This window comes from Stieleria sp. JC731, assembly GCF_020966635.1.
GTDB lineage: Bacteria > Planctomycetota > Planctomycetia > Pirellulales > Pirellulaceae > Stieleria.
Genome location: NZ_JAJKFQ010000026.1, coordinates 208,290 through 228,451, shown reverse-complemented (window position 1 = coordinate 228,451; position 20,162 = coordinate 208,290). Strand labels below are relative to the sequence as shown.

The window sequence follows — 20,162 nt, the reverse complement described above, 5'->3', positions numbered from 1 at the left end:
TGCGGGAAAAACCGGGGTTTTTCTCGTTTCAAGATTTGACCGCCAAGCGTCTGACGGTAGTTTTGACGGTAGTTGGCTCACCGTCAACCGTCAGGGAGCGAGAATATGCCAAAGAAACAGAAACCTGCCAAGCCCTATCCGGACTTTCCGATGTATGCCCATGCTTCGGGGCGTTGGGCTAAAACGATCAGAGGCAAAACGCACTACTTTGGTTCATGGTCGGATGGATGGCAGGCTGCGCTTGAACGATTCCAGGCAGAACGCGATGACTTGTACGCAGGACGCAAGCCAAGGTCATCTGACGGTAGCCTGACGGTACTTGATATGTGTGACATCTTCATCAATCACTGCAAGGGCAAGGTGAAGACGAAGGAGATCGTCGAGCGCACGTTCCGAGACTACAAGAAGACTTGCGAGCGGATCATCAAGCACTTCGGCCCGAGCAGGTCGATCGAGGATCTTCGCCCGGCTGACTTCGCTGAGTTCCGCGTCAAGCTTGGGAAGTCTCGTAACCTGAACTCGCTTGGCAATGAGATTGGTCGCGTCATGGCTGTGATCAATCACATCGGTCCAAAGGGGGTGATGGAGATCGAGCAGCCAATCTCGGTGGGTAATGCGTTCAAGAAACCAGGACGCAAAGTGCTGCGGAAGGAACGAGCCGAGAAGGGTGATCAGAGCTTGTCGGCGTTTGCAATCCTCGAAACAGCTGGCGCGAGTAAAGATCCGATCTCGGCAATGATACTGCTGGGCATCAACGCGGGACTCGGCAACTCAGACTGCAGCAAGCTGCAGCTGCGTCACATCGACTGGCGCGAAGGATGGCTCGACTATCCGCGACCCAAGACAGGCATCGAGCGACGAGCAAAGCTTTGGCCAGAAACGATGGAGGCGATCAAAGCTTGCGGGGGATCGTACGATGGAACGCGGCAGACCGGCGACCAGCTGGTGTTCCGAACCAAATACGGAAACAGCTGGGAAGGCAAGGACTCGGCATGCCCGATCTCGGCAGAATTTCGCAAGATCTTAAAACTGCTTGGTCACTATCGGCATGGCGTCGGTTTCTATTCCCTGCGACGCACGTTTCAGACTGTCGCGGAAGAGTCTGGCGACTTCCCTGCGATCTCGCTAGTGATGGGGCATGACGACAACTCGATGTCGAGCCGCTACCGCCAGCGGATCTCGGACGCTAGATTAGAGCGTGTTGCGGAAACTGTCCGCGAATGGCTTTTGGAACCGCTAAAGAATAGCAAGAGATGAAATACGGATTCTGGGTTGTCGGCGGACTGATGGTCGCCTACTCGCTTGCAGCAATGACGATGACGAAGGTGACCAGACTCGATGAAGTGGATCTGGCGATCATCCTAGAAACGAGCTACGCCACCCAACTGCAACTATGGCTGATGGGTGGCGTAGTGATGATTGGTCAGGGGTTCGTCGTCGCTAGTCGCGGGGAGGATACCAGACGTTCTCATGTTCCCGCAGGAATGGCTGACCGTCAGGCTGTGGATAATGGTTCATAAGCCACTTGTGGGCATTGCTGGTTGGTGTTGTGATCGTGATGGTCGGTCGGACCGCACGACCAGCAATTTGGCGTTTGTAGATGCTACTGTTCGGAGGGCTGCATTCGACAGCGCCGAAGTCGATCGAGACATTCTCTGCTGCAAGCTCGACTCCATCGATCACAACCCGGCTGCGTGACGGGTTGGAAGTGAAGTCTTCTCGGCGTTGCTGGTCGGCCTGCTTGATCAGCTTGCTGCGTTGCACATTAAACTTCTCGTGAGCACGGTCGATGATGTAATTGCCACCAAGCCAATCGATTGATGACATGCTGACAGAGTACCTTTGAGCATACAACTTGCTGTTGATGGTTTCTTGCCACTTAAAGATGAAACCTTCCCATCCATCAAGGCTTTCATAGCAGACGGTGACCTTTGCTTCGCCATCGAGCTTGGCCTGGATCATCCGGCGAATTTGTTCTGCCGTGACCTTACGTTCAACCCACTTGCCGATCTTCAGTGGGATAGCCCACGCTTCATCTGACTTCTCGTAGGTGACGAATGGAGTCTTCGGAAACTTCCATTCGCGGATTGTAAAGTGTGGTGTGTTGATCAATTCCTTCCCTCGTGTGCTTTGGTCATTGCGTTGTCAAATTGCGTTCCGCGTGCTTCGTACGATGAGCAGTCATCGCCTTCGCACCCCCAGAAGTCTTCTGCGTAAAGCATGCAGACCCCGATGTCGGCTGTGCCGCGAGATTTGAGCCAGTGATCGCAGTTGCGACAGCACTGGCTTTCAATCACTGGTAATTCGTCGTCGTCCATTATTCGCTACCTAGTCGTCAGGAGTTCAGTTATCACTAAGGGGTCCAGAGCTTGCCGTCGGCAAGGATCGGTTCACAACCGAGAACCCCGTCAAACTCTGAGCGTGTCACACCTGCGCAGTCGAGGATGTAATTACCGTCCTTGATCTCGTCGATCCACTTCCCGTGCGCGATCTCCATCCTTTGCTTATGAACGATCATGTGAAGGCATCCGCTCATCACGATAGCCCTGGCGCAGATGGAGCAGGCAGCGAAGGGGCAGATCAGCACGCTTGCCCTTGCAAGGTTCCAGTCAACCCCAGTAACCGCTTCCCATTCAGCGTGTTTTCGGAAGTTGTATTTGCGAGGGCGTTCTAAGTGCTCCGGTTCCGCCTTGAATCCATCTGGGAAGTTGTTATTGCCAGACGACACGGCGTAGTATTTTCCGGTGGAGTCTGGGGAAATCAGAACAGCGCCGTTCTGGGTGCTGTCATCAGTGGAATATCGAGCGATCTGATATGCGTATCGCATGAAGTGCTCGATATCTGTTTTGTGATTCATGAAATCATTCCTGGTTGGTTATGCTACTTTGTTAGTCTTGCCGTATCCCCAAATTCGAAGTCGACGAACGTAGAAGCGGTGTCCTGGCTTTCCCTGCGTATCAATCACTTGGCGACGTTTCGAGTCAACGAACTGAATGACGTTATTTGCGGAATGTAAATCCGGTGCGTACTCGACTTCGTAGTCTTCGAATGGGTTAAGGAAACTGATCGCACACCGAAAGACGCACGCGATCAGAAGCACCAGATAGAGTGCGAAGAACAGGATTGCCAACCAGAACAGCCAAGGGAGCGCTGGCATCACCACTGAGACAAAAAACCTATTAAGCATTTCAGCATGAAAGTCCATGTTAAATCCAAGGTTGATGGGTGTTGATCGAACAGGTCACGCAGCTGCTGGAGACAGACTGCCTGATGCGTAGAGCTTCTTTTGCTGGCCGATAGCAAGTCCCTTGCACGGTAGCTCGACGTTGATGCCAAGAGCGGTAAGGATCGTGGCGAGCGGTTCTGCGTAGTCTCGACCGGCATGGATCTCGACAGTCAGCTCAGATGGCGTGAGCGGTCGATTGGCTTCGCCAACTTCGAACGGTTCAAACAATTCTTGGATGACATGGTATGCCACGCGAGCGTGCCAATCGGCGCGATCTGCTGGTGACAGATCACTGAATGCCGTGTCATACGGTTTGCGTTCCTGGTTCGGATTCCATACGCCATACTCGGCTGACAGGACCATCCAGGGCAAGTTGCGAGACTCGGCATACGCGACCCGTTTTGGGAACAGGTCGCCGCCGTACAACTCCGTTGGATACAGTCGACCACCGCGACGACGTTCTGGCTTGTAGGGTAGCTTCGTTTTGCTGCACCCGATCAATACGATTCGACGGTTCATTAGTTGTACGACTCCCACTTAGTTGGATTGTTGTTTGCATCGCTCTTGCGAGCTTCCCACGCTTCGCCATCGCTGATCCGAACAGCGATGTCACCCATTGACTTGTTCATGATGGACGGTCGGTTGTGCTGCCATTCGATCGGTGCGCCATTGCTGAATACAACGATGCCCGTGACCGGCAGGCTATGCAGGCGACAGAACGCTTTCGCCTGATTGACTAGGCTCTGGTTCTTGATCGGTTTCGATAGCAGTGACATCGGAAGGTTCCGTAGTTGATGAAGTGATGCGGATAGCTCCGCGTTTAAGACGCTCGTGAATGGTTGCCACCGCGTGATCGGTGATATCCAGTGTCACGCAGTTGCGATCAAGTGCTTGTGCGACGACAGCTGTTGTTCCTGTTCCGCCATACGGATCGTAAACGTGATCGCCTGTGTTGGTGTAAGCCTTGATCAGGCGCTCGAGGTAGACTTCGGGCAGCTGGTTCGGACGTCCTGCCATGCGCTCGCGACTTGTACCTTGGACGCGACCCCAGTAAGGACCGTCGCTAGGTAATCCCCAGACATCAGACGGAACCCGCATGCCGCCATTGCCATCGCGAGTGCGCTTGTCGTTGTAGATCGCTTTGCGATCACTCTCGACCGCGACAGCTTCGCCATTGAACGTCCAGCGGTGGTTCTGTGGACCGACCATAAAGATGATGCAGTGACAGAACGAATCAGTGAACTGTCGCTTGGTTTCGAGCTTGCCGCCCATGCCAAAGCGATAGTGCCAGATAACCCATTCGATCCGATGCATCCCCAGTGATCGAGCAGAGCGAAGATACAAGTCAGCCATGTCATCAGGACCATGCAGCGCGATGATCCCACCGTGCCGCATCAGCGACTTGGTGTTTGCGATCGCGTCATGGATAGATGACTCGAAGTCATCGAGGTTCCGGCGATCGTGGTAGCCGAGATAGTCCTGGCCGATGTTGAACGGTGGATCGAGAAACGCCAGATTGAAACCAGGGTGTAGCTCGCTGGTCTGGAACGTCTCGGCATCCGCCTTGTGAACTTCGATGGTACTCATTCTTCAATCGCCTCTGGTTCTTCGTAATAGAGTTCAAGACAAGTCAGGTCGAGACGACATGCTGACCTTACGAACATCTGCAAGCGGTAGTACACGCGGACACGGTTCAGCCATCCATCAGACTGATGTACGAGTAGTTTTTCACCACCCATAGCAACCTCGTAGCCGATCTGTGAGTCAGTCGACATGACCACCCAGATCCGTGTGACACTATCAGGAATCTCAAAGAACTCACGGGCACCGTCTTCACACATGAAAGGCATGCCATCATGCGTGTAGAAGTCGCCACATTCGTCGAGTGTTAGTTCAATTTGCACAGAGCAATTCCTCGGGGTTAAGTGTTGTTTGTCGTGCTTGATCAACCAACCACTGCGCCATCGCCAGCGGTGTTGATGCTCGGTTGTGTTTGCTCATCGAGTTCCACGCTGCAGTGCTGCAGACTCCACCGTGAAGCGACAGAGGCGTCTCGACTGCGCGTGGATCTCGACCGGAAACAAGCAGCCAAGTGTTCTTGATTCGCCGATCGCCCCACCAGGACTGATTCACCCACATCGACCAAAGGCCATCACGCGGTGGTTCATTCGGCTTGGGTAGATCGAGTTCGTCCCAGAGCTTCGAATACGCGGGATGCTCCAGCACACCACCGCAATGACGCAGCTGCTCGACGCACCATGGCGCAAGTTCCTTCTCGCCTGGATCTGGTTTCGCTTGATGCCGACAGAACGCAGACCATGCGCGACAAGGGGGATGCGCGACGATCGGTGTGCTGCCGTCAAACGTCATGCAGTCACGCTCTGCATCGAAAACATCGACACCATCGATCAGCTTGTAGTTGCTGGTCGGTGAAACACAGAGGACACTAACAAGTCGCATCAGCCTTGTTCCTCTGGTTCAAGCTCGAATCCGCAGTCGCCGCAGTCGATCTTCGCCGCAGGCTTAGCCCATGCGTTCTGTCCGCATTCAGGGCATGTGTACTTGGTCTTGCTCGCGCGTTTTCGCGCAGCCTTCTCGCCATCGCCGAATGCAGCGTCGGCGCAATACTTCAGCTTGCGTTTCTTTTTGCGCCACTGCGTGAACGCTTTGGCGTACAGTCCATTGCGTTTGATGTAGTGCGACATCGACTTGCCGGTACGCTTACCACCTGGCTCCCCAGTGTCCGAAGCGGGCAGTCCAAGTCGATCCATCTCATCCGCCCACTCCGCATTGTGGTAACCGGCACTCGGAGATCCGAAGTGGTGCTGCCACAGGTGCGCCATCTCGTGCACGAGCGTCGACAGGACTTCGCGGTCGGTACGCTCCATCGACTCGGGTGACAATGCGATCTCGTCGATCCGCTTCCCGCGTGGACCCTTGAATTGCATCGGCCAATAGTAGCCATGCGCGCCCGCTTTGCGATGTACCAGGAGCATGCACTGTGGAAGCTTGCCGCCCCACAACTGATCATTAAAAAAGTCGTACGCTTCTTGCAGTGTGCTGAACGTGTCAGCAGTTGGACGTTGTTTGCTCTTTGCCATTGTCTGTGTAAGGTGGTTTGCAGTAGCAGAACATCGACAAGCCGGGATAGTCGCACTTGCCGCATTGGCATCGTTTGCAGATCGTTTGCGGAACGCTTTCAACGTGAGATCCGCGATCGATCAGCTTTGAATGGGTTGGTTGACCGCAGTTGTTGCAGGTCGCTTTGCTTTTCGATGAGCGTCGTTTCGCCATCGGTTAATTGCTGGTCGCACCGATGAAGGTTGCTTCAGCGAGCCATCGCGTGTGCGGGTTGTTTTTCTCGATGGTGATCTCGACAGGCGTCTTGTCGACAATCGCCTTTGTCTTGCCGCGATGGTCTTCGATGCTCGTGTAGGTGCTTCCCCAGCGATCGATGTGATGGCGGACGATAAAGTCGCCTGTCCCATGTGCAGGACACTTCACTTTCGTGTTAGCCGGGGCATTGCTTGCTTCGGTGATCAGCTTCAACATTAGTCTTGTTCAGGACTGGGGTGGTCGTAGCAAAGGATCAGGCACACATCTCTGCGCCGATTCTGTTGCATGTAGCTCTAATGTTCTTAATAGCGCGATGGTCACTTGTCGTGGAAGAAAAGTGAAGCTTCCGACGCTGGCTATTCGCTTCAACGGTGAAGTGAAGGTGACCATTGCATCGTACGTTGACCACCTTCATACCAGCATCATTGATCAATCCGCTGATATGCTTGATAAGCTTGTGCTTCTTCATCTGTCTTGATCAGGACTGTTAGAGCGTAAAAAAAAGAACGGCGATCACTCCTGCGATCAGCCATACATCGAACACGACATGTGCCACCATACTGTCGCGAGTCACACGCTTGTACTCCGCGACCATTGATGTGTCATCCATGACTCTCTCCGCTAGTTAAACGACTGAGCAGCCAAATGTAGCGATCTCACAGCCAAGATCAAGACTGTTTTCTGAGATTAACTGTTTAAGTCGTCTTTCGAGCTGCTTTTCTTTAGCGGTCGTCCGGCGATTACTTGGTTAATCGTACGACGAGCGTCTCGCGAGAATGACTCGACGCGACGAAGTCCATCAACCAGCGATGGCTTGCGGAACACCCACGCGGTCGTCTCGTGCCCCACGACATCGTGCAGTGCTTCGATCGCGTCAGCTGCTTCACGTAGGCGACGCGCGTATGAGCGTCGTTCCTCGGGACTCATCTGCTCGGTCTTTTCTGGATTGCGTGGCATATCGAACTGGGGGTGATGGGGTACTTATGACCAAACGTGTCAAATACTCTATCTTGACAGGGCTAGTTTGGCACCCTCTTAGGGCTGTTTTTTCCTGAATAAAAATGTTTAGGCTGCTAAGTCTAGGTTATGCAAGGACTTGCCGCCATAGCATTATCGGCTATTCCGGCATCCTCCGAAAATAGTCCTGAACAAGGCATGTCTGATTCTTAGCATGCAGCGAAAGTTTATTTTGCTGCGGATCTCTTTGTTGTTGTTGTGATGGATTCCACCCATAACGACTGTTTGTCACCCAACGCTCTCTATACGCAATCACAAGTCGCCGACTTGCTATGCGTTGATGAAAAGCATGTGCGACGACTTCGTAATTCCGGTGATCTGGTCGCAGTCGACATTTCACTTCGGACATCTTCTAAACCGATGATTCGGTACAAAAGCGAATCAATTAAACGGTTCATTGAATTGCGTTCAATGCAATCAGAAGCGCCCAAGCCAAAGAAGAAACGCAGGGACATTCCCCGCAATTTCGAGGCACTGCTTAATGGGACTGCTCGATAGCATTATCCCTGGTCGCGTAGCTCGACCGCGCCGAACTGTCATCTACAGCATTCATGGCTGGGGCAAGTCGACATGGTCATCACAGTGGTATCGGCCAATCTTCCTTCCGACTGAGGACGGCAACGCGGACATTGACTGTCCATCGTTTCCGCTGTTCACGGATTACAACACGATCATGCAAGCTGTGATGGAACTGGGGCATGACCAGTCCAGTCACGGTTTCGGCACCGCGATCATCGACAGCGCAGACTGGCTGGAACAGCTGAACTGGAATGATGTCTGCAACAAGAAGGGCATCTCGTCGATCGCCGATGCAGGGTTTAACAAGGGCTATGACTTGGCGGAACGCCAATTCATGCGGTTCTTGAAAGCCTGCAATGGTCTGCGTGATCGCGGGATGCATGTCATCTTCACGGCGCACTGCGACATTAAGCGGTTCGATTCACCAGAGGGCGAATCTTACGACCGCTACCTTCCAAAGCTTCACAAGCGGACTTCTGCGTTGCTGCAGGAATGGGCAGATGAAGTTCTGTTCGGTCAGTACAAGGTCTACACCCGCAAGAGCGAAGAATCGTTCGGGAGGGATCGCACCGTTGCAACCGGCAGTGGCGAGCGTGTGATCAAGACGGTCGAGCGTCCTGGTTGGCAAGCCAAGAACCGACTCGGTCTGCCGGAAGAGATGACCGCTGACTTCAAGGAGTACATGCAGTACCTGCCACCGCTTCCAAGCCAAGTAGCCTAGCAGCTGCTTCGAATCAATCACCAACCACACCACACCCCTGTAACCACAAAGGTTTCATCATGACGAGTTCTGATTTCCACAAGCGTGCTTTGATCCTTGAAGAGATCGTCGACCAAGCGAACCAAGCGACATTCTCAAAGAGTCCAACTTCCTGGTCGCCATTCCTTGCCACGATCATGCAGGGAATTGTTTGCACCAAGGTCGGCATGCACGTTAGCCGGGACCGCAAGTCCACGCTGCTTCGCGACTGCATGATCGGCATTGCGACAGCTGCATTGCTGGCGATCGAGTGGTCGGACGGCAAGGACTTCGACCCGTCTCCAGAACCGCAGGCGGAACCCGAAGAACCCGCCAAGGAAACCGTGGCACCCGTCCGCGACGAAAGCGACGAACCAACGCTGTAGCAAACAGCCTCACTACCGTTTTAAGTTTTTTTTTGTTTCTCGTAGTCCTGAACAGGACTGATAGGTGAAGACTGATGGCAAGTTTGATCGACTCTGGGTTTGATCCAACCAAGACCGACGAAGTAGTCACTCGCAAGTTGTTGCCCAATGGCGACTACAAGGCAGTGCTGGAAGATTCCGATCTGATGAAATTCCAATCGGGCGCAGAGCTTCTGAAGCTCACTCACCGCATCATCGAAGGTCCGTATGAAGGTCGCAAGATCTGGACCGATGCATGGTGGACCAAGAAGGACAGGTCGAAGTGCGATACGGGTCGCAACCTGTTTGGTGCGCAGTGTCGTGCTGTCGGCGTGCTTAACCCCGGCGACACATGCGAAACGCACAACCGACCATGCATCATCTCGGTGATCTGCGTCAAGGATAAGGACAGGAACGACCCCAACAAGTTCTTCGAATCCAACGCGGTCGAGGACGTCAAACCGCTGAGCCAGCAGCCAAGCCAATCGCAGGCTCAAGGCAACTGGAATCAGAACCAGGGGCAGCAACAACAGCAAGCCCAAGGTCAGACGCAGTACCAGAACCAAGGGCAAGCCCAAGGCAACTGGAATCAAGGCCAGCAGCAGCAAGGCCAGCAGCAGCAAGGCCAGCAGTATCAGCAACCGACCGGCAACGCAGCTGCGTTCGCGCAGCAGCAGCGCTAGTAAACGGTTGGTGTGAGCGATTCCTAATCAGATCGCATCAGGTGCCCATGTACCAAGGTGGCGACGAGCGCTCCAAACGCTTGTGGCAGGGTTCGATTCCCTGGGTGCCTGCTTTTACTTACTGCTGGAGATTGCGAATTGCCTGGAACCCGTGGAACGATGTCGCACTACGTGTTGCGACCATACCAACAATACGCTGTTGATGCGACCTGGGGATACCTATGCCATCGACAAGGACACCCCGTTGTCATCGCGCCAACCGGCGCTGGCAAGAGCTTGATGATCGCTGACATCTGCAAGTCGGCGCATGAAGCTGGCCTGCGTGTCCTGGTCGTGGCGCATGTCAAGGAACTTCTGGAGCAGAACTCTGAAAAGATCCGCACGCTTGTTCCTGATGCGGATGTCACAATCTATTCAGCTGGCTTGGGGCAGAAGGATCTGACCGGCGATATCGTCGTTGCTGGCGTGCAGTCCGTCTACAAACATGGGTTCGATCTCGGCAAGATCGACTTGGTGCTTGTAGACGAAGCACACATGATTCCGGCGACCGGCGACGGAATGTATCGCCAGCTGTTCGATGACCTGTCCAAGACGTCACCCAATCATCGCGTCATCGGTTTTACTGCGACACCATACCGGATGACAACTGGATTGATCTACGGTCCAGATGAGCTGTTCGATGGCGTTGCTTACAACATCCAGATCGGCCAGCTAATCAAAGAAGGCTACTTGTGCCCGATCACTTCGGAACCGGTTCAGTCTGTCAAGACAAGCGATCTGCCGATCCGTCGCGGTGAGTTCGTCGCCAGTGACATGCAGCTGCGGTTTGATGAGCATACCGCAAGCACCTGTGATGACTTGATCGCAAACTGCGATCGCTCCGGTCGAAAGCATGTCATTATCTTCGCTTCTGGCGTCGAGCATGCACAGCACATCTCGGATTACATCGAAGAAAAAACCGGCGAGATCGTTCACACGATCACGGGTGATACCAAGCCGATCTTTCGCAAGTCATCGATTCGGGCGTTCCGTGAAGGGGAGATCCGATGGCTTGTCAACGTCGGTGTACTGACGACCGGATTCGACGCACCCTGTGTCGACTGCGTTGCGCTTCTGCGTGCAACTGATTCGCCCGGTCTGCTTGCACAGATGATCGGTCGCGGACTTCGGCTGCACCCCGAGAAGTCTGAATGCTTGGTACTCGACTACGGCGAGAACCTGGAGCGTCACGGTCCTATCGACTCGAAAGACTTCGGTGTTCGTCGTGGCAAGAAGGGTGAAGCCACGATGGGGAACGCGCCAGTCAAGGAGTGTCCGCAGTGTACCGAGATGGTGCCAGCTGGTCTGCGTGAATGCTTCTGTGGGTTCCAGTTTCCACCACCCGAATCAAACACCAAGCACGAAGCACAAGCGGACACGAACGCAGCTGTGCTAGAAGAACAGATCAAGCCCGAGCGATGGGAAGTGACCGAGATCCGGTGGGCTGTTCATCGCAAACGTGGCGCATCCGATGACGAGCCGCGATCTCTTCGCGTTGACTATTGCTGCCAGCCGGAAGATGCGGAATCGGCAGGCAACCTAACTGAGAAGTGGATCAGCGAATGGATCTGCCTGGAGCATGAAGGGTTCGCGGGCAAGAAGGCTCGTGACTGGTGGCGTCAGCGATCCAAGGCAGACCCGCCCGAAACGATCGAAGAGGCGATCGAGCGATTCGACGAAGGGTTCGTCGCGGACACTCAGGCGATCACAACCATTAAGGATGGTCGGTATCAGCGCGTAACACAGTGGGTCATCGGCGAAGTGCCAGATGAGCCGCAATTCGAAGTCAGTAATTCATTGTTTTCTGATCCCTTTGACGAAGAGGCACCACCGTTCTAATGATCAAGTACCGCGTTGTGGTTCAACCACTAATCGGAATGAAGGGCAAGACACGGTCGATGTATACGCACGCAGAATCACCTGATGATGCGATCGGCGGACTGGTCGATGAAGACCGGATCGATCCAAAGACAGAGCGTGTTACGGCATGCGTCAAGCAAGCGCCCGAGGGTGAAGTCGAGCTTGTAGAAGCATGAAGCAACAGCCACTGCTCGACTACATCGCAAGCATGGACCGCAAAGAGCGTGGCATGCAATTAGCCGCCAACAAGAGCGACAAATTCCCGCTCCTGCTGGAGGCACGACAGATCGCCGAAGCATTGGCGATCGCACACCCAAAACGAGAGACGAACGCAGACAAAGTCAGCGCCGTCCTAGTAGCCCGAGGGATCGACCTAGGGCCAGCTGCTGGATCACTGTTCCGTGGTCGTCAGTGGCAATTCACCGGAAAGCGAATCAAGAGCGCCAAGGTGTCAAACCATGCACGCGAGATCAAGGTCTGGAGGTTAGTTTCAGTTGACGCCTAGCTATCTGCGCGGTCTGCGACAGTGGATCACATGGGAACTCGTGAACGGCACGAAGATCCCCAAGCAACTTAACGGTGCGAACGCACGCACCAATGACCCTTCAACATTTGAATCGTACGATGCAGTCTCGGAACTCGAATACAAAGCGTTTGTCATTCAGGAATCGGATGCGCTCACGGGCGTTGACCTCGATGATTGCCTTGAAACAGTTGACGGGGAACTCATCCTCCGAGACTGGGCTAAGCCAATCGTCCGTCGACTCAACCCGGTGGCGTACGGTGAAATTAGCCCCAGCGGAACAGGAATCAAATTCCTCACACGAGGATCTAAACTGGCTGGGGCTAGGTGTGTTGCACGCATGGGAGATGGCAAACAAGCCCTCGAAGTCTACGACAAAGCTCGGTTCTGGACGGTAACCGAAGACTACTGGCTTGGATCGCAGATGGAGATCGGCGACGGTCAGGATGCGATCGATTGGTTGTGCAAGGAATACTTATCACAGCCAAAGCAATCGAAACCTGCTGAGCCACTGCCACCGATCAATTACACGGTCGGTCATCGGTCGAGCGTCTATTCACGCGGTGTTGACTACATCAATCAAGCCGAGCGCCCGATCAGTCATCGGAACAATGCTGCGTTCCGATTATCTGGTGCGCTGCGTGCGATCGATGATCATGGTCAGCGACTAAGCAACGATGAAGTTGTCGAGCTGGTCAAGATGTGGAACCAGTCGCTTCCAGATCCGCTCGACGAGCGCGAGCTGCTTCGCACAATCGAATCGTCAGCTGTCAACGGTACAGCGAGGGAAACCAAGCATGTCAAGGAGTTCAGCACTGGCAGCGATCATGGCGTCGACTTCTCGCGACTTGTGGCAGGATCGCCCGTAGAACCTGGCGTTCAACCGGTCGAGCCGATCGCACCGATCGAGCCTGTCCCGCAGATTCCTTCGCCAGAGAATGAGCTATCGATCAAGGTGTTCGGAATCGACGAAGAAACCGAACCAGATGCCCGTGGAATGAGCGAATCCAGTCAGCCGACATGGGCGATGCAGGATCAGGGAATCATTGGACACATCGTCGACTATACGCTTCGGACATCAATGTATCCGCAGCCCGAGCTTGCTTTCGCTGGTGCGCTTGCACTGATGTCAGTGATCACCGGTCGGAAGGTTACGGACATGTACGGCACTCGAACCAATCTCTACATCATCGGCATGGCACCGTCTGGTTCTGGCAAGGAACAGGCGCGATCCACGAACAAGAAGCTGTTGCGTCGCGCCGATGCGGCACACCTACTTGGTCCTGAACGGTTCGCTTCACATGCTGGGATTGTCAGCGTGCTTGGCGAGCAGCCATCGCAGCTGTTCCAGCTCGATGAAGTCGGTCGACTGCTGCAGACAATGAAGAACCCGTCACGCGCGACACACCTATACAACATCGCGTCTGTCTTGATGCACTTGTATTCGTCGAGCGGTCAGACATGGGTTGGTGATGCATACGCCGACACGAGTAAGACGAAGACGATCCACCAACCGCACGCGGTGATCTATGGCACGACCGTTGCCGAATCATTCTGGGGTTCACTGACTGCCGAGAATGTTAGCGACGGTCTGCTCGGTCGATTGATGCCATTCGAAAGCACTGAAGGATACGTCGAGCCTAAGTCGCCCGAGCGTATCGAACCACTTGGCACGCTAGTTGATGCGATCAAGTGGTGGGTGGATCAGCGCCCGCCGTTGAACGAAGAGTCATGCGAGCCATCGATCGTCGCTGTTCATACGCAGGAGGCTCGCAAGCGGTTTGAGGATCACATGCGAGAGATCCACAACAAGCACCGCGATGAAGACGAGCAGGCACGCGCACTGTGGTCACGAGCGCCTGGCCGCGCTGGCAAGCTGGCATTGCTGTTTGCGATTAGCCGACAACCAGAAACCAACTGCATCAGCATCGAAGTCGAGGACGTCGATCGAGCGATCGCGATCAGCAACTGGCTGACTCGCAGGGTGCAGAAGAAAGTGTTCGATCATGTCGTCGAAAACGAAACTGAAGAGCGCACCAAGCGTGTCCTCCGTATGCTTGATGAGCCGGTAACACGAACGCAGCTGTCTCGCCGCACTCAGTGGTTAAAGAAACGTGAACGCGAAGAAGTTCTCGACACGTTGTTCGAAAGCGGACAGGTGGTCTTCTGGGAGGTCCTGTACGGCGGAAAGCGACCGGTGACCGCGTATGTTAAGCGTTCCAAATTTTCTGATGAACTTTTGCAGCGCTGGCTGGATAAACAAGCAAAAGCACGATCCAAACAGTCTTGAACTGGCTTGACAAGGAAAGTCTAAGAATGGCAGAATCGTTTTCGATGAACACCGAACCACTACTTTCGGTGACCATCCCACTGGAACTGACGAACGGAAATAAGGGGCAGGGGCACAAGTGGTACAAGAGCGACACAGTCCGCAAGCAGATCGAGAAGCTGTTGATCAAGGAGGGGTTGGAGCGGGAACCATTCGACCATCCGGTTCGATTGGTGATGACTCGAATCCTGAAATCGAAGCAACAGCTGTGGGACACGGTGAACTTTTGGCGGGGCAACAGCAAGCAGCTGGTCGATGCCCTGGTGGCAGTCGGATGGTTTGTCGACGACTCGACGAAATGGATTCTGGAGCCAGCGATCGGCCTGCAGGATGCGAGTCAACGGAAGAACGGACCAGCGACGAAGATCGACCTGTACCTACCCTGACGGACACGTTCACGATCGAGCCGACGTTTGCGATCGTCCGTCACTTCAAACCGGGATCGATCCCTAATGTCGATCCGTTCCCCGCTTCCGCGATGATTGTCTTCCATGATCTCGGTCGCATCGCCGAGATTCGCGGAGTAGCGAGCGAAGGGCAGATTCCCTTCATCCGACTCAGAAACGAATTCGCTGCCAAATTGCGGGCAGTAGGCGTCGAGAAATTCTTCTTCGATCGAAAGCGCAACGGAACCAACCACCGCGCCATGATCAAAACCCATCGCCCTGGAGCGTGACATGTTGAAGTTTGAACCAACCCCCGAGCAACCATTGTGGATCGGTCTATCCGGTCCAGCTGGCAGCGGAAAGTCGACTATCGGGGAGGCATTGCGGGAAACGCTATCCATGCACTCGCATGGTGGTTCGTGGCGGATTGCCTTTGCCGATCCGATGAAAGCGATGTTGTACGCGATCGGGGTTCAGGAGGATGTTCTGTACGGAACGCAAGGACAGAAGGAGCAGCCGCGAGAAGAACTCAGCGGTCGATCGGTGCGGCATGCACTGCAGACCCTGGGGACGGAATGGGGGCGTCAGGTCATGCATCCAGACTTCTGGATCAACAGCTGGAAGCACAGCGTCAAAAGTTGTCCAATCGTGATCTGCGACGACGTCCGGTTTGACAACGAACTGGCTTGCATTGAGGAAAACGGATTCGTAGTCGGTCTGCAAAACCGTGGCGGGATTCGTGGAAATCATGTCAGCGAAGTAGGCGTGGACGCAACCTACGTCATCGACAACGGTCCTGGCGTGACGGTGAACGACGTGGTCGCGAAGATCATCGAGCTGGCGAATCAGCATCGCGAAGTCAATGAAATCTTCTCGTTCTCGGACGCGGAAACCCCCGCCGTGACCTAACGAGTCACGCAACAGAATTTACTAGCAACACCACACACGAAAGGCGACAACATGAACACGACTGCAGAACGACCGAGCATCCACACTGTCAGCGGAAACCTCTTGGATCTGGAGCATCCCGATCCACTGATCATCAGCATCGGCGACATCGCAACCGCACTGTCGAATAAGTGCATGTTTGGCGGTCAGTTGGATCAATTCTACAGCGTTGCAGAGCACAGCGTATCCTGCGCAAAGCTTGCCGCGATGCACGACCTGGACCGGAAGGGGCAACTGGCCTGCCTGCTGTACGCATCAACGCAAGCTTATATCAGCGATCACTCGCTAAATAGTCGCGCCGACGAGTTCACCAACTTCGAAACCGTTGTCGAATCAGCAATTGAGATCCGGTTCGGCCTGAACTTTGAACTCTACCGCGACTGCATCCAGCGAATTGTTGCCGCAGTCAATCGGGGTGAGTGTGATGAACTCGGTCGATCACGTAGTGACGGAACCCGGTTCTGCCCTGGTATCGAGTTCTACAGTCCACCGCAGGCTCGCCAGCTGTTCCTGCAGCACTTCGCGGAAATTGCCCTGTAGAGTAAGAAAACCCCCAGACAGCTTCGCGAGCGTGCGTAGTATTCAGCGTCAACAGTCCTGTTCAAGACTAGGCACGCTTTCACATGCGAACTGTCCAACCACTTATTCTAACGCTTGCTGTCGCGCTTCTTGCGACTGCTGGATGCCGATCCACTCGGGTTCCGAAACTGACTTACTTGCCAGATCGAGCGCAGCTCGTTCCTGTCGCAGACTTGCCAGCTGGAATCCGCGTGGAGAACTGGGTTGGTCGTGATGTCGATGGTGACTCGGGTGGTTCCTGCGTTCACGCATCGACGATCAACTGCTTCCGCGCCGCTGCACGCGACGACCTGGAAGCGGTTTGGTTCGCAAACCGCGATCGCGGATATGAGGGGCCGGAAACGGCATCGCGAATCAAAGCGAAACTAGCCGCTCAGAACATCCCGTTCGTCGCCACCGAGTCAGCTGACGTCGGTCTTCTTGAAGCTGCAACGCGGACACGCCGGGTGGCGGTCATTTTCTACTACCCGTCGCACTGCATCAATTTCATCAGCTTCGCGAATGTAGGCGGTCGCGAGTGCGCAATCTTGCTCGACAACAACTTCCGCGACGAATACATCGTCGTCGAGAAGCAGCTGTTTATCCGTACGTGGAAATACTTTGGCGGTTTCGCCCTGGTGCCCTGGATCGATCCGGTAGCACCGCGAACCTACCCGCGTGCAATCTAGCAACTGACTCCGTTCACCACTTCCCACTTTTTGGAGCGTTTTACATGCGTGGAATTTTCGTCGCCCTGTTGCTTTCCTGCGTCACCGTCTGCGGTTTCGCTGGCGAATGCAATCCTGCCTGTGCAGAGGGATGCACCGAAGCGAAGGCATCTGCATGGGTCACCCCGAAGGACCCGAATGGACAGCACGGAACGCTGTGGCTGAACCCTGGTGATTCTTACGAACATAGCACTGGATTGGTTCGTGATGCCCGTGGCAATCACTACCATCCGATTCGTCCAGGGGAGCAACCGGCGCAGTACGCTGTCGGCGGACACATGGCTTACCGCCCGTCGCCGAACTACCGCCCGGTTGTTCCCTATTATCCATACCCGGTGAACCCTGTACCACAGAGCTGGCCTAGCTATCCGCAGTACAACCAGCCGCAGTACCCACCGTCACCGTACTACATCCCCAACTACCCACAGCGCCCGCAGGTTCCGTACTACAGTCCGCAACCTGTAAGTCCTTCACCGTACTACCAACCTGCCCCGTGTCCGACCTGTCCGAATCGTCGTCCTTATGGCGCGATCGATCCGCTCAGCGAGAAGAAAACCGGCATGCAAGAATGCGGTCGGTGCGGTAAAGCGATCCTTGGAAGCGACATGAACTTGGATACTGGCGTCTGTCGTTGGTGCGAGGGCAATCGCTAATGCGTGGCGTCCTTTACTCAATCCTGCTGGTGCTTTGCATCGCTACGCCAAGCTTCGCACAAGTCGAAGTCAGTGGCAATGTTGATGCAAGCACCAAGCCATTCACGGTCATCTTGATTGATGCACCGCGACCCCAAACCGGGTTCGGATCATCTTCCGTTCCGGTGCCTGGGCAGCTGGAGCAGATGCTTCGGCAACCAAGGACTCAACCGCTGTTTGATTGGTTGAGCGTATCCGAGATCAGCACACACTACGGTGTGGACGACATCGTTCGTGAACATCACGGCGATCTGATCCAAGGCGTCAGTGGCTATCCGATTGTCGCGCTTGTCGGTCCTAAAGGCGGAACATGGTGCAAGCTTAGCGGCAATCAGGTTCCCACCGACGAGTATCAGCTTGCACGCAAGTTCGATATGGCGCAAGCAGCGATTCTGGACGCAGCTGCGAGGGCAGGTCAAAACCCATTCGATTCGATGTCGAGTGATCAGCTTGCCAATGCAATCCTGCCGAACACCCCGCCCTACACGCCGGTTTCGAATCCAAATGATCCGACCGGTCCACCGACACGCGGACCTAGCCCGCTGTTCAATCGCGGAGGCGACAGCGGAGGCGGACTATTTAATGTTCGACCGAACATCGTCGTCCCAGACAACGCGATTCCGATCGAGGCATCGGCAAGCATCGGCAATGCGACTTTGATCACCGCGATCATCATTACGCTGATTCTCGGTGGAGTCATCGTCTGGTGTGCATCGCTCTGGTCGGCAACCGTGACCGACCGCGACTAGCCCGCCTCTGTAACCTTACGCACCACAATCAATTTTAATCAATGCTCACTATCCCAATGATCGTTGGCGGCATCGCCGTCCTGCTGTTTTTCCTGGTCGTCATCGGTGTTGCCGTCATGATTGTTCGCAATGCGGGCAAGCGGCGCTACGGCGGTCGTGACAAGGAACCGAAGCAAGTCACGGTCGACTTGCCGCATGAAGGATGCAACTGCAATCAGCCCGCGCAAAACCACTGCATCCCTGCCACCGTTTGTTCGCCTCCTGTCGCATCACCGATCGCGTTGGAAGGTCTTAGCTGTGATCCGAACGATCCGACGCACGTTTACGCGGGGGACGTTCAGGAATGGATCAAGGCGATGAACGAGCAGAAGTCGATGACTCGCCGCACTGAGTCACTGGCACGCATGCGTGAAGCCCTGGAATACATGGAGAGCTACGAATAGTAGCGTTCCCTCTGGTGTGGTGTGGTGGGGGCAGAGCGGCACAGGTTCCGCAGGTTCGCCTTCCCGTTCGACTCGGGCTGCTCCCCTTCTGACTGACTTCCCCTCGCAATAGAACCGAAGATGACCCGTTTCCATGCACTCTTTGCAGTTACCGCCGCCATCGCTCTGTCGTTCGCTGGATGTGCTTGCCCGCAGTGCCCGCACTGCACTGGGCAGTCCCAGCAACAGTATCCGCAGATGGCACCTCAGCAACAACCGTGGCAACAACCATCGCTCGGCAGCGATCCCAAGCCATACCGACTGCCAAACTTCCGCCAACCGTGCAACGGCCCGAACTGTCCTTACTAGGCTCGCCGGTTTCATTCACTCACTTCCACCCTTACCACGCAAACCAAAGTCCTAATGGAATCTTTCAACGACTACTGCCACCTATTCGCATTCCTGTTCGCAATCTCCGCGATCATCCACTTTGCGATCGCGAAGTTTCGCGCTGAGACAGAGTGTCGCGAGCATCAAGATTCTTATGCATCAGCACGCAGGATGCTGGAAGAGTCTCGCAATGACTGCATCGACACTCGCGCATCCCTCCTTGCATTGATCCGTGAACGCAACGAACTGCACGACAGGCTGGATGGCTTGCGCCTAGAAAACGTACATCTCTGCAACGCACTCGACGAAGTCAAATCGCAGAAACGTAAACTTGAGGCGACCTACAACCAGATCGCTAGTGCAATGGGCATCGTGTTCGGCGATGAGCTGATTGTCGACGACGAACCAGAAGATGTTGTGCTTGTCGACGAAGACGATGACGAATGCGACGACGACGACGAGTGGGATGACGAAGGCGAAGATGAAGATGAAGACGACGAGGACGAAGGTTTCTTCGAAATCGGAATTGCCATTCGTTCCACAAGCCCCTGCTGCTGCGAACAGGTCTAACTCTTCGCGGTAATCTTTTCTCACTCTCTTTTTGAAGGAAGCAA

The 20,162-nt window shown here is 54.7% G+C and carries 29 protein-coding genes; 17 read left to right on the top strand and 12 right to left on the bottom strand.

The window, feature by feature from the left end; all coding sequences use genetic code 11:
* The first annotated feature begins 105 nt into the window (after positions 1-105).
* Entirely contained in the window at positions 106-1,257 is a 1,152-nt protein-coding gene (locus tag LOC67_RS23630; RefSeq protein ID WP_230265309.1) for a tyrosine-type recombinase/integrase, read from the top strand.
* Positions 1,258-1,440: 183 nt separating this feature from the next.
* Here the strand turns inward: LOC67_RS23630 and LOC67_RS23625 are convergent, their stop codons facing one another.
* The 11 genes from LOC67_RS23625 to LOC67_RS23580 all read right to left on the bottom strand — a co-directional run bounded on the left by LOC67_RS23625 (position 1,441) and on the right by LOC67_RS23580 (position 7,519).
* The gene (locus LOC67_RS23625; RefSeq protein WP_230265308.1) at positions 1,441-2,112 is read right to left on the bottom strand and encodes a hypothetical protein; all 672 of its coding nucleotides are present in this window, start codon (positions 2,110-2,112) and stop codon (positions 1,441-1,443) included.
* A gap of 241 nt (positions 2,113-2,353) precedes the next feature.
* Positions 2,354-2,857 (bottom strand): hypothetical protein, encoded by a 504-nt coding sequence (locus LOC67_RS23620; RefSeq protein ID WP_230265307.1) that lies wholly within the window; start codon positions 2,855-2,857, stop codon positions 2,354-2,356.
* An 18-nt stretch (positions 2,858-2,875) separates the two neighbouring features.
* Entirely contained in the window at positions 2,876-3,205 is a 330-nt protein-coding gene (locus LOC67_RS23615; protein ID WP_230265306.1) for a hypothetical protein, read from the bottom strand.
* 36 nt (positions 3,206-3,241) lie between these two features.
* The gene (locus LOC67_RS23610) at positions 3,242-3,745 is read right to left on the bottom strand and encodes a DUF6884 domain-containing protein (RefSeq protein ID WP_230265305.1); all 504 of its coding nucleotides are present in this window, start codon (positions 3,743-3,745) and stop codon (positions 3,242-3,244) included.
* Between the two features lie 183 nt (positions 3,746-3,928).
* On the bottom strand, positions 3,929-4,813 hold the full coding sequence (locus tag LOC67_RS23605) for a DNA-methyltransferase (RefSeq protein ID WP_230265304.1): 885 nt from the start codon (positions 4,811-4,813) through the stop codon (positions 3,929-3,931).
* Entirely contained in the window at positions 4,810-5,130 is a 321-nt protein-coding gene (locus LOC67_RS23600) for a hypothetical protein (RefSeq protein ID WP_230265303.1), read from the bottom strand. The genes LOC67_RS23605 and LOC67_RS23600 overlap by 4 nt, the downstream gene beginning before the upstream one ends.
* On the bottom strand, positions 5,120-5,686 hold the full coding sequence (locus tag LOC67_RS23595; RefSeq protein ID WP_230265302.1) for a hypothetical protein: 567 nt from the start codon (positions 5,684-5,686) through the stop codon (positions 5,120-5,122). The genes LOC67_RS23600 and LOC67_RS23595 overlap by 11 nt, the downstream gene beginning before the upstream one ends.
* The gene (locus LOC67_RS23590; RefSeq protein ID WP_230265301.1) at positions 5,686-6,327 is read right to left on the bottom strand and encodes a SprT-like domain-containing protein; all 642 of its coding nucleotides are present in this window, start codon (positions 6,325-6,327) and stop codon (positions 5,686-5,688) included. Before LOC67_RS23590 ends, LOC67_RS23595 begins: the two co-directional genes overlap by 1 nt.
* Positions 6,328-6,523: 196 nt before the next feature.
* Positions 6,524-6,778, bottom strand: coding sequence for a hypothetical protein (locus tag LOC67_RS23585; protein WP_230265300.1), 255 nt, complete (start codon positions 6,776-6,778; stop codon positions 6,524-6,526).
* Positions 6,779-7,049: 271 nt separating this feature from the next.
* Positions 7,050-7,172 (bottom strand): hypothetical protein, encoded by a 123-nt coding sequence (locus tag LOC67_RS27455; RefSeq protein ID WP_261367088.1) that lies wholly within the window; start codon positions 7,170-7,172, stop codon positions 7,050-7,052.
* A gap of 77 nt (positions 7,173-7,249) precedes the next feature.
* Positions 7,250-7,519: a hypothetical protein gene (locus tag LOC67_RS23580; RefSeq protein ID WP_230265299.1), complete on the bottom strand. Its 270-nt coding sequence runs from the start codon at positions 7,517-7,519 to the stop codon at positions 7,250-7,252.
* Between the two features lie 261 nt (positions 7,520-7,780).
* On the opposite strand from LOC67_RS23580, the gene LOC67_RS23575 reads away from it, so the two are divergent.
* From LOC67_RS23575 to LOC67_RS23535, 9 genes are all read left to right on the top strand, one after another.
* Positions 7,781-8,077 (top strand): helix-turn-helix domain-containing protein, encoded by a 297-nt coding sequence (locus LOC67_RS23575; protein ID WP_230265298.1) that lies wholly within the window; start codon positions 7,781-7,783, stop codon positions 8,075-8,077.
* Positions 8,061-8,819, top strand: a complete 759-nt coding sequence (locus tag LOC67_RS23570; protein WP_230265297.1) for an ATP-binding protein — start codon at positions 8,061-8,063, stop codon at positions 8,817-8,819. Before LOC67_RS23575 ends, LOC67_RS23570 begins: the two co-directional genes overlap by 17 nt.
* 59 nt (positions 8,820-8,878) lie before the next feature.
* Positions 8,879-9,223 carry a hypothetical protein gene (locus LOC67_RS23565; RefSeq protein ID WP_230265296.1) on the top strand — a complete coding sequence of 115 codons (345 nt, stop codon included), beginning with the start codon at positions 8,879-8,881 and terminating at the stop codon, positions 9,221-9,223.
* A gap of 74 nt (positions 9,224-9,297) precedes the next feature.
* On the top strand, positions 9,298-9,924 hold the full coding sequence (locus LOC67_RS23560; protein ID WP_230265295.1) for a DUF669 domain-containing protein: 627 nt from the start codon (positions 9,298-9,300) through the stop codon (positions 9,922-9,924).
* Positions 9,925-10,083: 159 nt separating this feature from the next.
* A complete protein-coding gene (locus tag LOC67_RS23555; RefSeq protein ID WP_230265294.1) occupies positions 10,084-11,802 on the top strand; it encodes a DEAD/DEAH box helicase in 1,719 nt (572 codons plus the stop codon).
* Between the two features lie 17 nt (positions 11,803-11,819).
* On the top strand, positions 11,820-11,999 hold the full coding sequence (locus LOC67_RS23550) for a hypothetical protein (protein ID WP_230265293.1): 180 nt from the start codon (positions 11,820-11,822) through the stop codon (positions 11,997-11,999).
* Positions 11,996-12,328 carry a hypothetical protein gene (locus LOC67_RS23545; RefSeq protein WP_230265292.1) on the top strand — a complete coding sequence of 111 codons (333 nt, stop codon included), beginning with the start codon at positions 11,996-11,998 and terminating at the stop codon, positions 12,326-12,328. The genes LOC67_RS23550 and LOC67_RS23545 overlap by 4 nt, the downstream gene beginning before the upstream one ends.
* Positions 12,329-12,368: 40 nt before the next feature.
* The gene (locus LOC67_RS23540) at positions 12,369-14,636 is read left to right on the top strand and encodes a DUF3987 domain-containing protein (RefSeq protein WP_230265291.1); all 2,268 of its coding nucleotides are present in this window, start codon (positions 12,369-12,371) and stop codon (positions 14,634-14,636) included.
* A gap of 26 nt (positions 14,637-14,662) precedes the next feature.
* Complete coding sequence (locus LOC67_RS23535; RefSeq protein ID WP_230265290.1) at positions 14,663-15,061, top strand: hypothetical protein; 399 nt, start codon at positions 14,663-14,665, stop codon at positions 15,059-15,061.
* Here the strand turns inward: LOC67_RS23535 and LOC67_RS23530 are convergent.
* On the bottom strand, positions 15,013-15,354 hold the full coding sequence (locus LOC67_RS23530; RefSeq protein WP_230265289.1) for a hypothetical protein: 342 nt from the start codon (positions 15,352-15,354) through the stop codon (positions 15,013-15,015). The two genes, LOC67_RS23535 and LOC67_RS23530, sit on opposite strands and share 49 nt — an antisense overlap.
* Here LOC67_RS23530 and LOC67_RS23525 point away from each other — a divergent pair.
* The 7 genes from LOC67_RS23525 (at position 15,353) to LOC67_RS23495 (ending at position 20,118) form a co-directional block, all read left to right on the top strand.
* Positions 15,353-15,970, top strand: a complete 618-nt coding sequence (locus LOC67_RS23525; RefSeq protein WP_230265288.1) for a hypothetical protein — start codon at positions 15,353-15,355, stop codon at positions 15,968-15,970. The genes LOC67_RS23530 and LOC67_RS23525 overlap by 2 nt on opposite strands.
* Before the next feature lie 51 nt (positions 15,971-16,021).
* Positions 16,022-16,549: a hypothetical protein gene (locus LOC67_RS23520; protein WP_230265287.1), complete on the top strand. Its 528-nt coding sequence runs from the start codon at positions 16,022-16,024 to the stop codon at positions 16,547-16,549.
* 83 nt (positions 16,550-16,632) lie between these two features.
* Positions 16,633-17,256, top strand: coding sequence for a hypothetical protein (locus tag LOC67_RS23515; protein WP_230265286.1), 624 nt, complete (start codon positions 16,633-16,635; stop codon positions 17,254-17,256).
* A 44-nt stretch (positions 17,257-17,300) separates the two neighbouring features.
* Positions 17,301-17,948, top strand: coding sequence for a hypothetical protein (locus tag LOC67_RS23510; RefSeq protein WP_230265285.1), 648 nt, complete (start codon positions 17,301-17,303; stop codon positions 17,946-17,948).
* Complete coding sequence (locus LOC67_RS23505; protein WP_230265284.1) at positions 17,948-18,736, top strand: hypothetical protein; 789 nt, start codon at positions 17,948-17,950, stop codon at positions 18,734-18,736. Before LOC67_RS23510 ends, LOC67_RS23505 begins: the two co-directional genes overlap by 1 nt.
* Before the next feature lie 41 nt (positions 18,737-18,777).
* Positions 18,778-19,179: a hypothetical protein gene (locus LOC67_RS23500; RefSeq protein ID WP_230265283.1), complete on the top strand. Its 402-nt coding sequence runs from the start codon at positions 18,778-18,780 to the stop codon at positions 19,177-19,179.
* A gap of 402 nt (positions 19,180-19,581) precedes the next feature.
* Positions 19,582-20,118: a hypothetical protein gene (locus tag LOC67_RS23495; protein WP_230265282.1), complete on the top strand. Its 537-nt coding sequence runs from the start codon at positions 19,582-19,584 to the stop codon at positions 20,116-20,118.
* Positions 20,119-20,162: the final 44 nt, after the last annotated feature.

Bases quoted from the DNA above. Each gene is read 5' to 3' on its own strand.
- LOC67_RS23610 (WP_230265305.1), bottom strand. From the start codon at position 3,745: ATGAACCGTCGAATCGTATTGATCGGGTGCAGCAAAACGAAGCTACCC.
- LOC67_RS23565 (WP_230265296.1), top strand. From the start codon at position 8,879: ATGACGAGTTCTGATTTCCACAAGCGTGCTTTGATCCTTGAAGAGATC.
- LOC67_RS23620 (WP_230265307.1), bottom strand. From the start codon at position 2,857: ATGAATCACAAAACAGATATCGAGCACTTCATGCGATACGCATATCAG.
- LOC67_RS23630 (WP_230265309.1), top strand. From the start codon at position 106: ATGCCAAAGAAACAGAAACCTGCCAAGCCCTATCCGGACTTTCCGATG.
- LOC67_RS23570 (WP_230265297.1), top strand. From the start codon at position 8,061: ATGGGACTGCTCGATAGCATTATCCCTGGTCGCGTAGCTCGACCGCGC.
- LOC67_RS23510 (WP_230265285.1), top strand. From the start codon at position 17,301: ATGCGTGGAATTTTCGTCGCCCTGTTGCTTTCCTGCGTCACCGTCTGC.
- LOC67_RS23615 (WP_230265306.1), bottom strand. From the start codon at position 3,205: ATGGACTTTCATGCTGAAATGCTTAATAGGTTTTTTGTCTCAGTGGTG.
- LOC67_RS27455 (WP_261367088.1), bottom strand. From the start codon at position 7,172: ATGGATGACACATCAATGGTCGCGGAGTACAAGCGTGTGACTCGCGAC.
- LOC67_RS23515 (WP_230265286.1), top strand. From the start codon at position 16,633: ATGCGAACTGTCCAACCACTTATTCTAACGCTTGCTGTCGCGCTTCTT.
- LOC67_RS23500 (WP_230265283.1), top strand. From the start codon at position 18,778: ATGCTCACTATCCCAATGATCGTTGGCGGCATCGCCGTCCTGCTGTTT.
- LOC67_RS23560 (WP_230265295.1), top strand. From the start codon at position 9,298: ATGGCAAGTTTGATCGACTCTGGGTTTGATCCAACCAAGACCGACGAA.
- LOC67_RS23580 (WP_230265299.1), bottom strand. From the start codon at position 7,519: ATGCCACGCAATCCAGAAAAGACCGAGCAGATGAGTCCCGAGGAACGA.
- LOC67_RS23505 (WP_230265284.1), top strand. From the start codon at position 17,948: ATGCGTGGCGTCCTTTACTCAATCCTGCTGGTGCTTTGCATCGCTACG.
- LOC67_RS23575 (WP_230265298.1), top strand. From the start codon at position 7,781: ATGGATTCCACCCATAACGACTGTTTGTCACCCAACGCTCTCTATACG.
- LOC67_RS23590 (WP_230265301.1), bottom strand. From the start codon at position 6,327: ATGGCAAAGAGCAAACAACGTCCAACTGCTGACACGTTCAGCACACTG.
- LOC67_RS23585 (WP_230265300.1), bottom strand. From the start codon at position 6,778: ATGTTGAAGCTGATCACCGAAGCAAGCAATGCCCCGGCTAACACGAAA.
- LOC67_RS23555 (WP_230265294.1), top strand. From the start codon at position 10,084: ATGTCGCACTACGTGTTGCGACCATACCAACAATACGCTGTTGATGCG.
- LOC67_RS23535 (WP_230265290.1), top strand. From the start codon at position 14,663: ATGGCAGAATCGTTTTCGATGAACACCGAACCACTACTTTCGGTGACC.
- LOC67_RS23545 (WP_230265292.1), top strand. From the start codon at position 11,996: ATGAAGCAACAGCCACTGCTCGACTACATCGCAAGCATGGACCGCAAA.
- LOC67_RS23495 (WP_230265282.1), top strand. From the start codon at position 19,582: ATGGAATCTTTCAACGACTACTGCCACCTATTCGCATTCCTGTTCGCA.
- LOC67_RS23530 (WP_230265289.1), bottom strand. From the start codon at position 15,354: ATGTCACGCTCCAGGGCGATGGGTTTTGATCATGGCGCGGTGGTTGGT.
- LOC67_RS23520 (WP_230265287.1), top strand. From the start codon at position 16,022: ATGAACACGACTGCAGAACGACCGAGCATCCACACTGTCAGCGGAAAC.
- LOC67_RS23595 (WP_230265302.1), bottom strand. From the start codon at position 5,686: ATGCGACTTGTTAGTGTCCTCTGTGTTTCACCGACCAGCAACTACAAG.
- LOC67_RS23605 (WP_230265304.1), bottom strand. From the start codon at position 4,813: ATGAGTACCATCGAAGTTCACAAGGCGGATGCCGAGACGTTCCAGACC.
- LOC67_RS23525 (WP_230265288.1), top strand. From the start codon at position 15,353: ATGTTGAAGTTTGAACCAACCCCCGAGCAACCATTGTGGATCGGTCTA.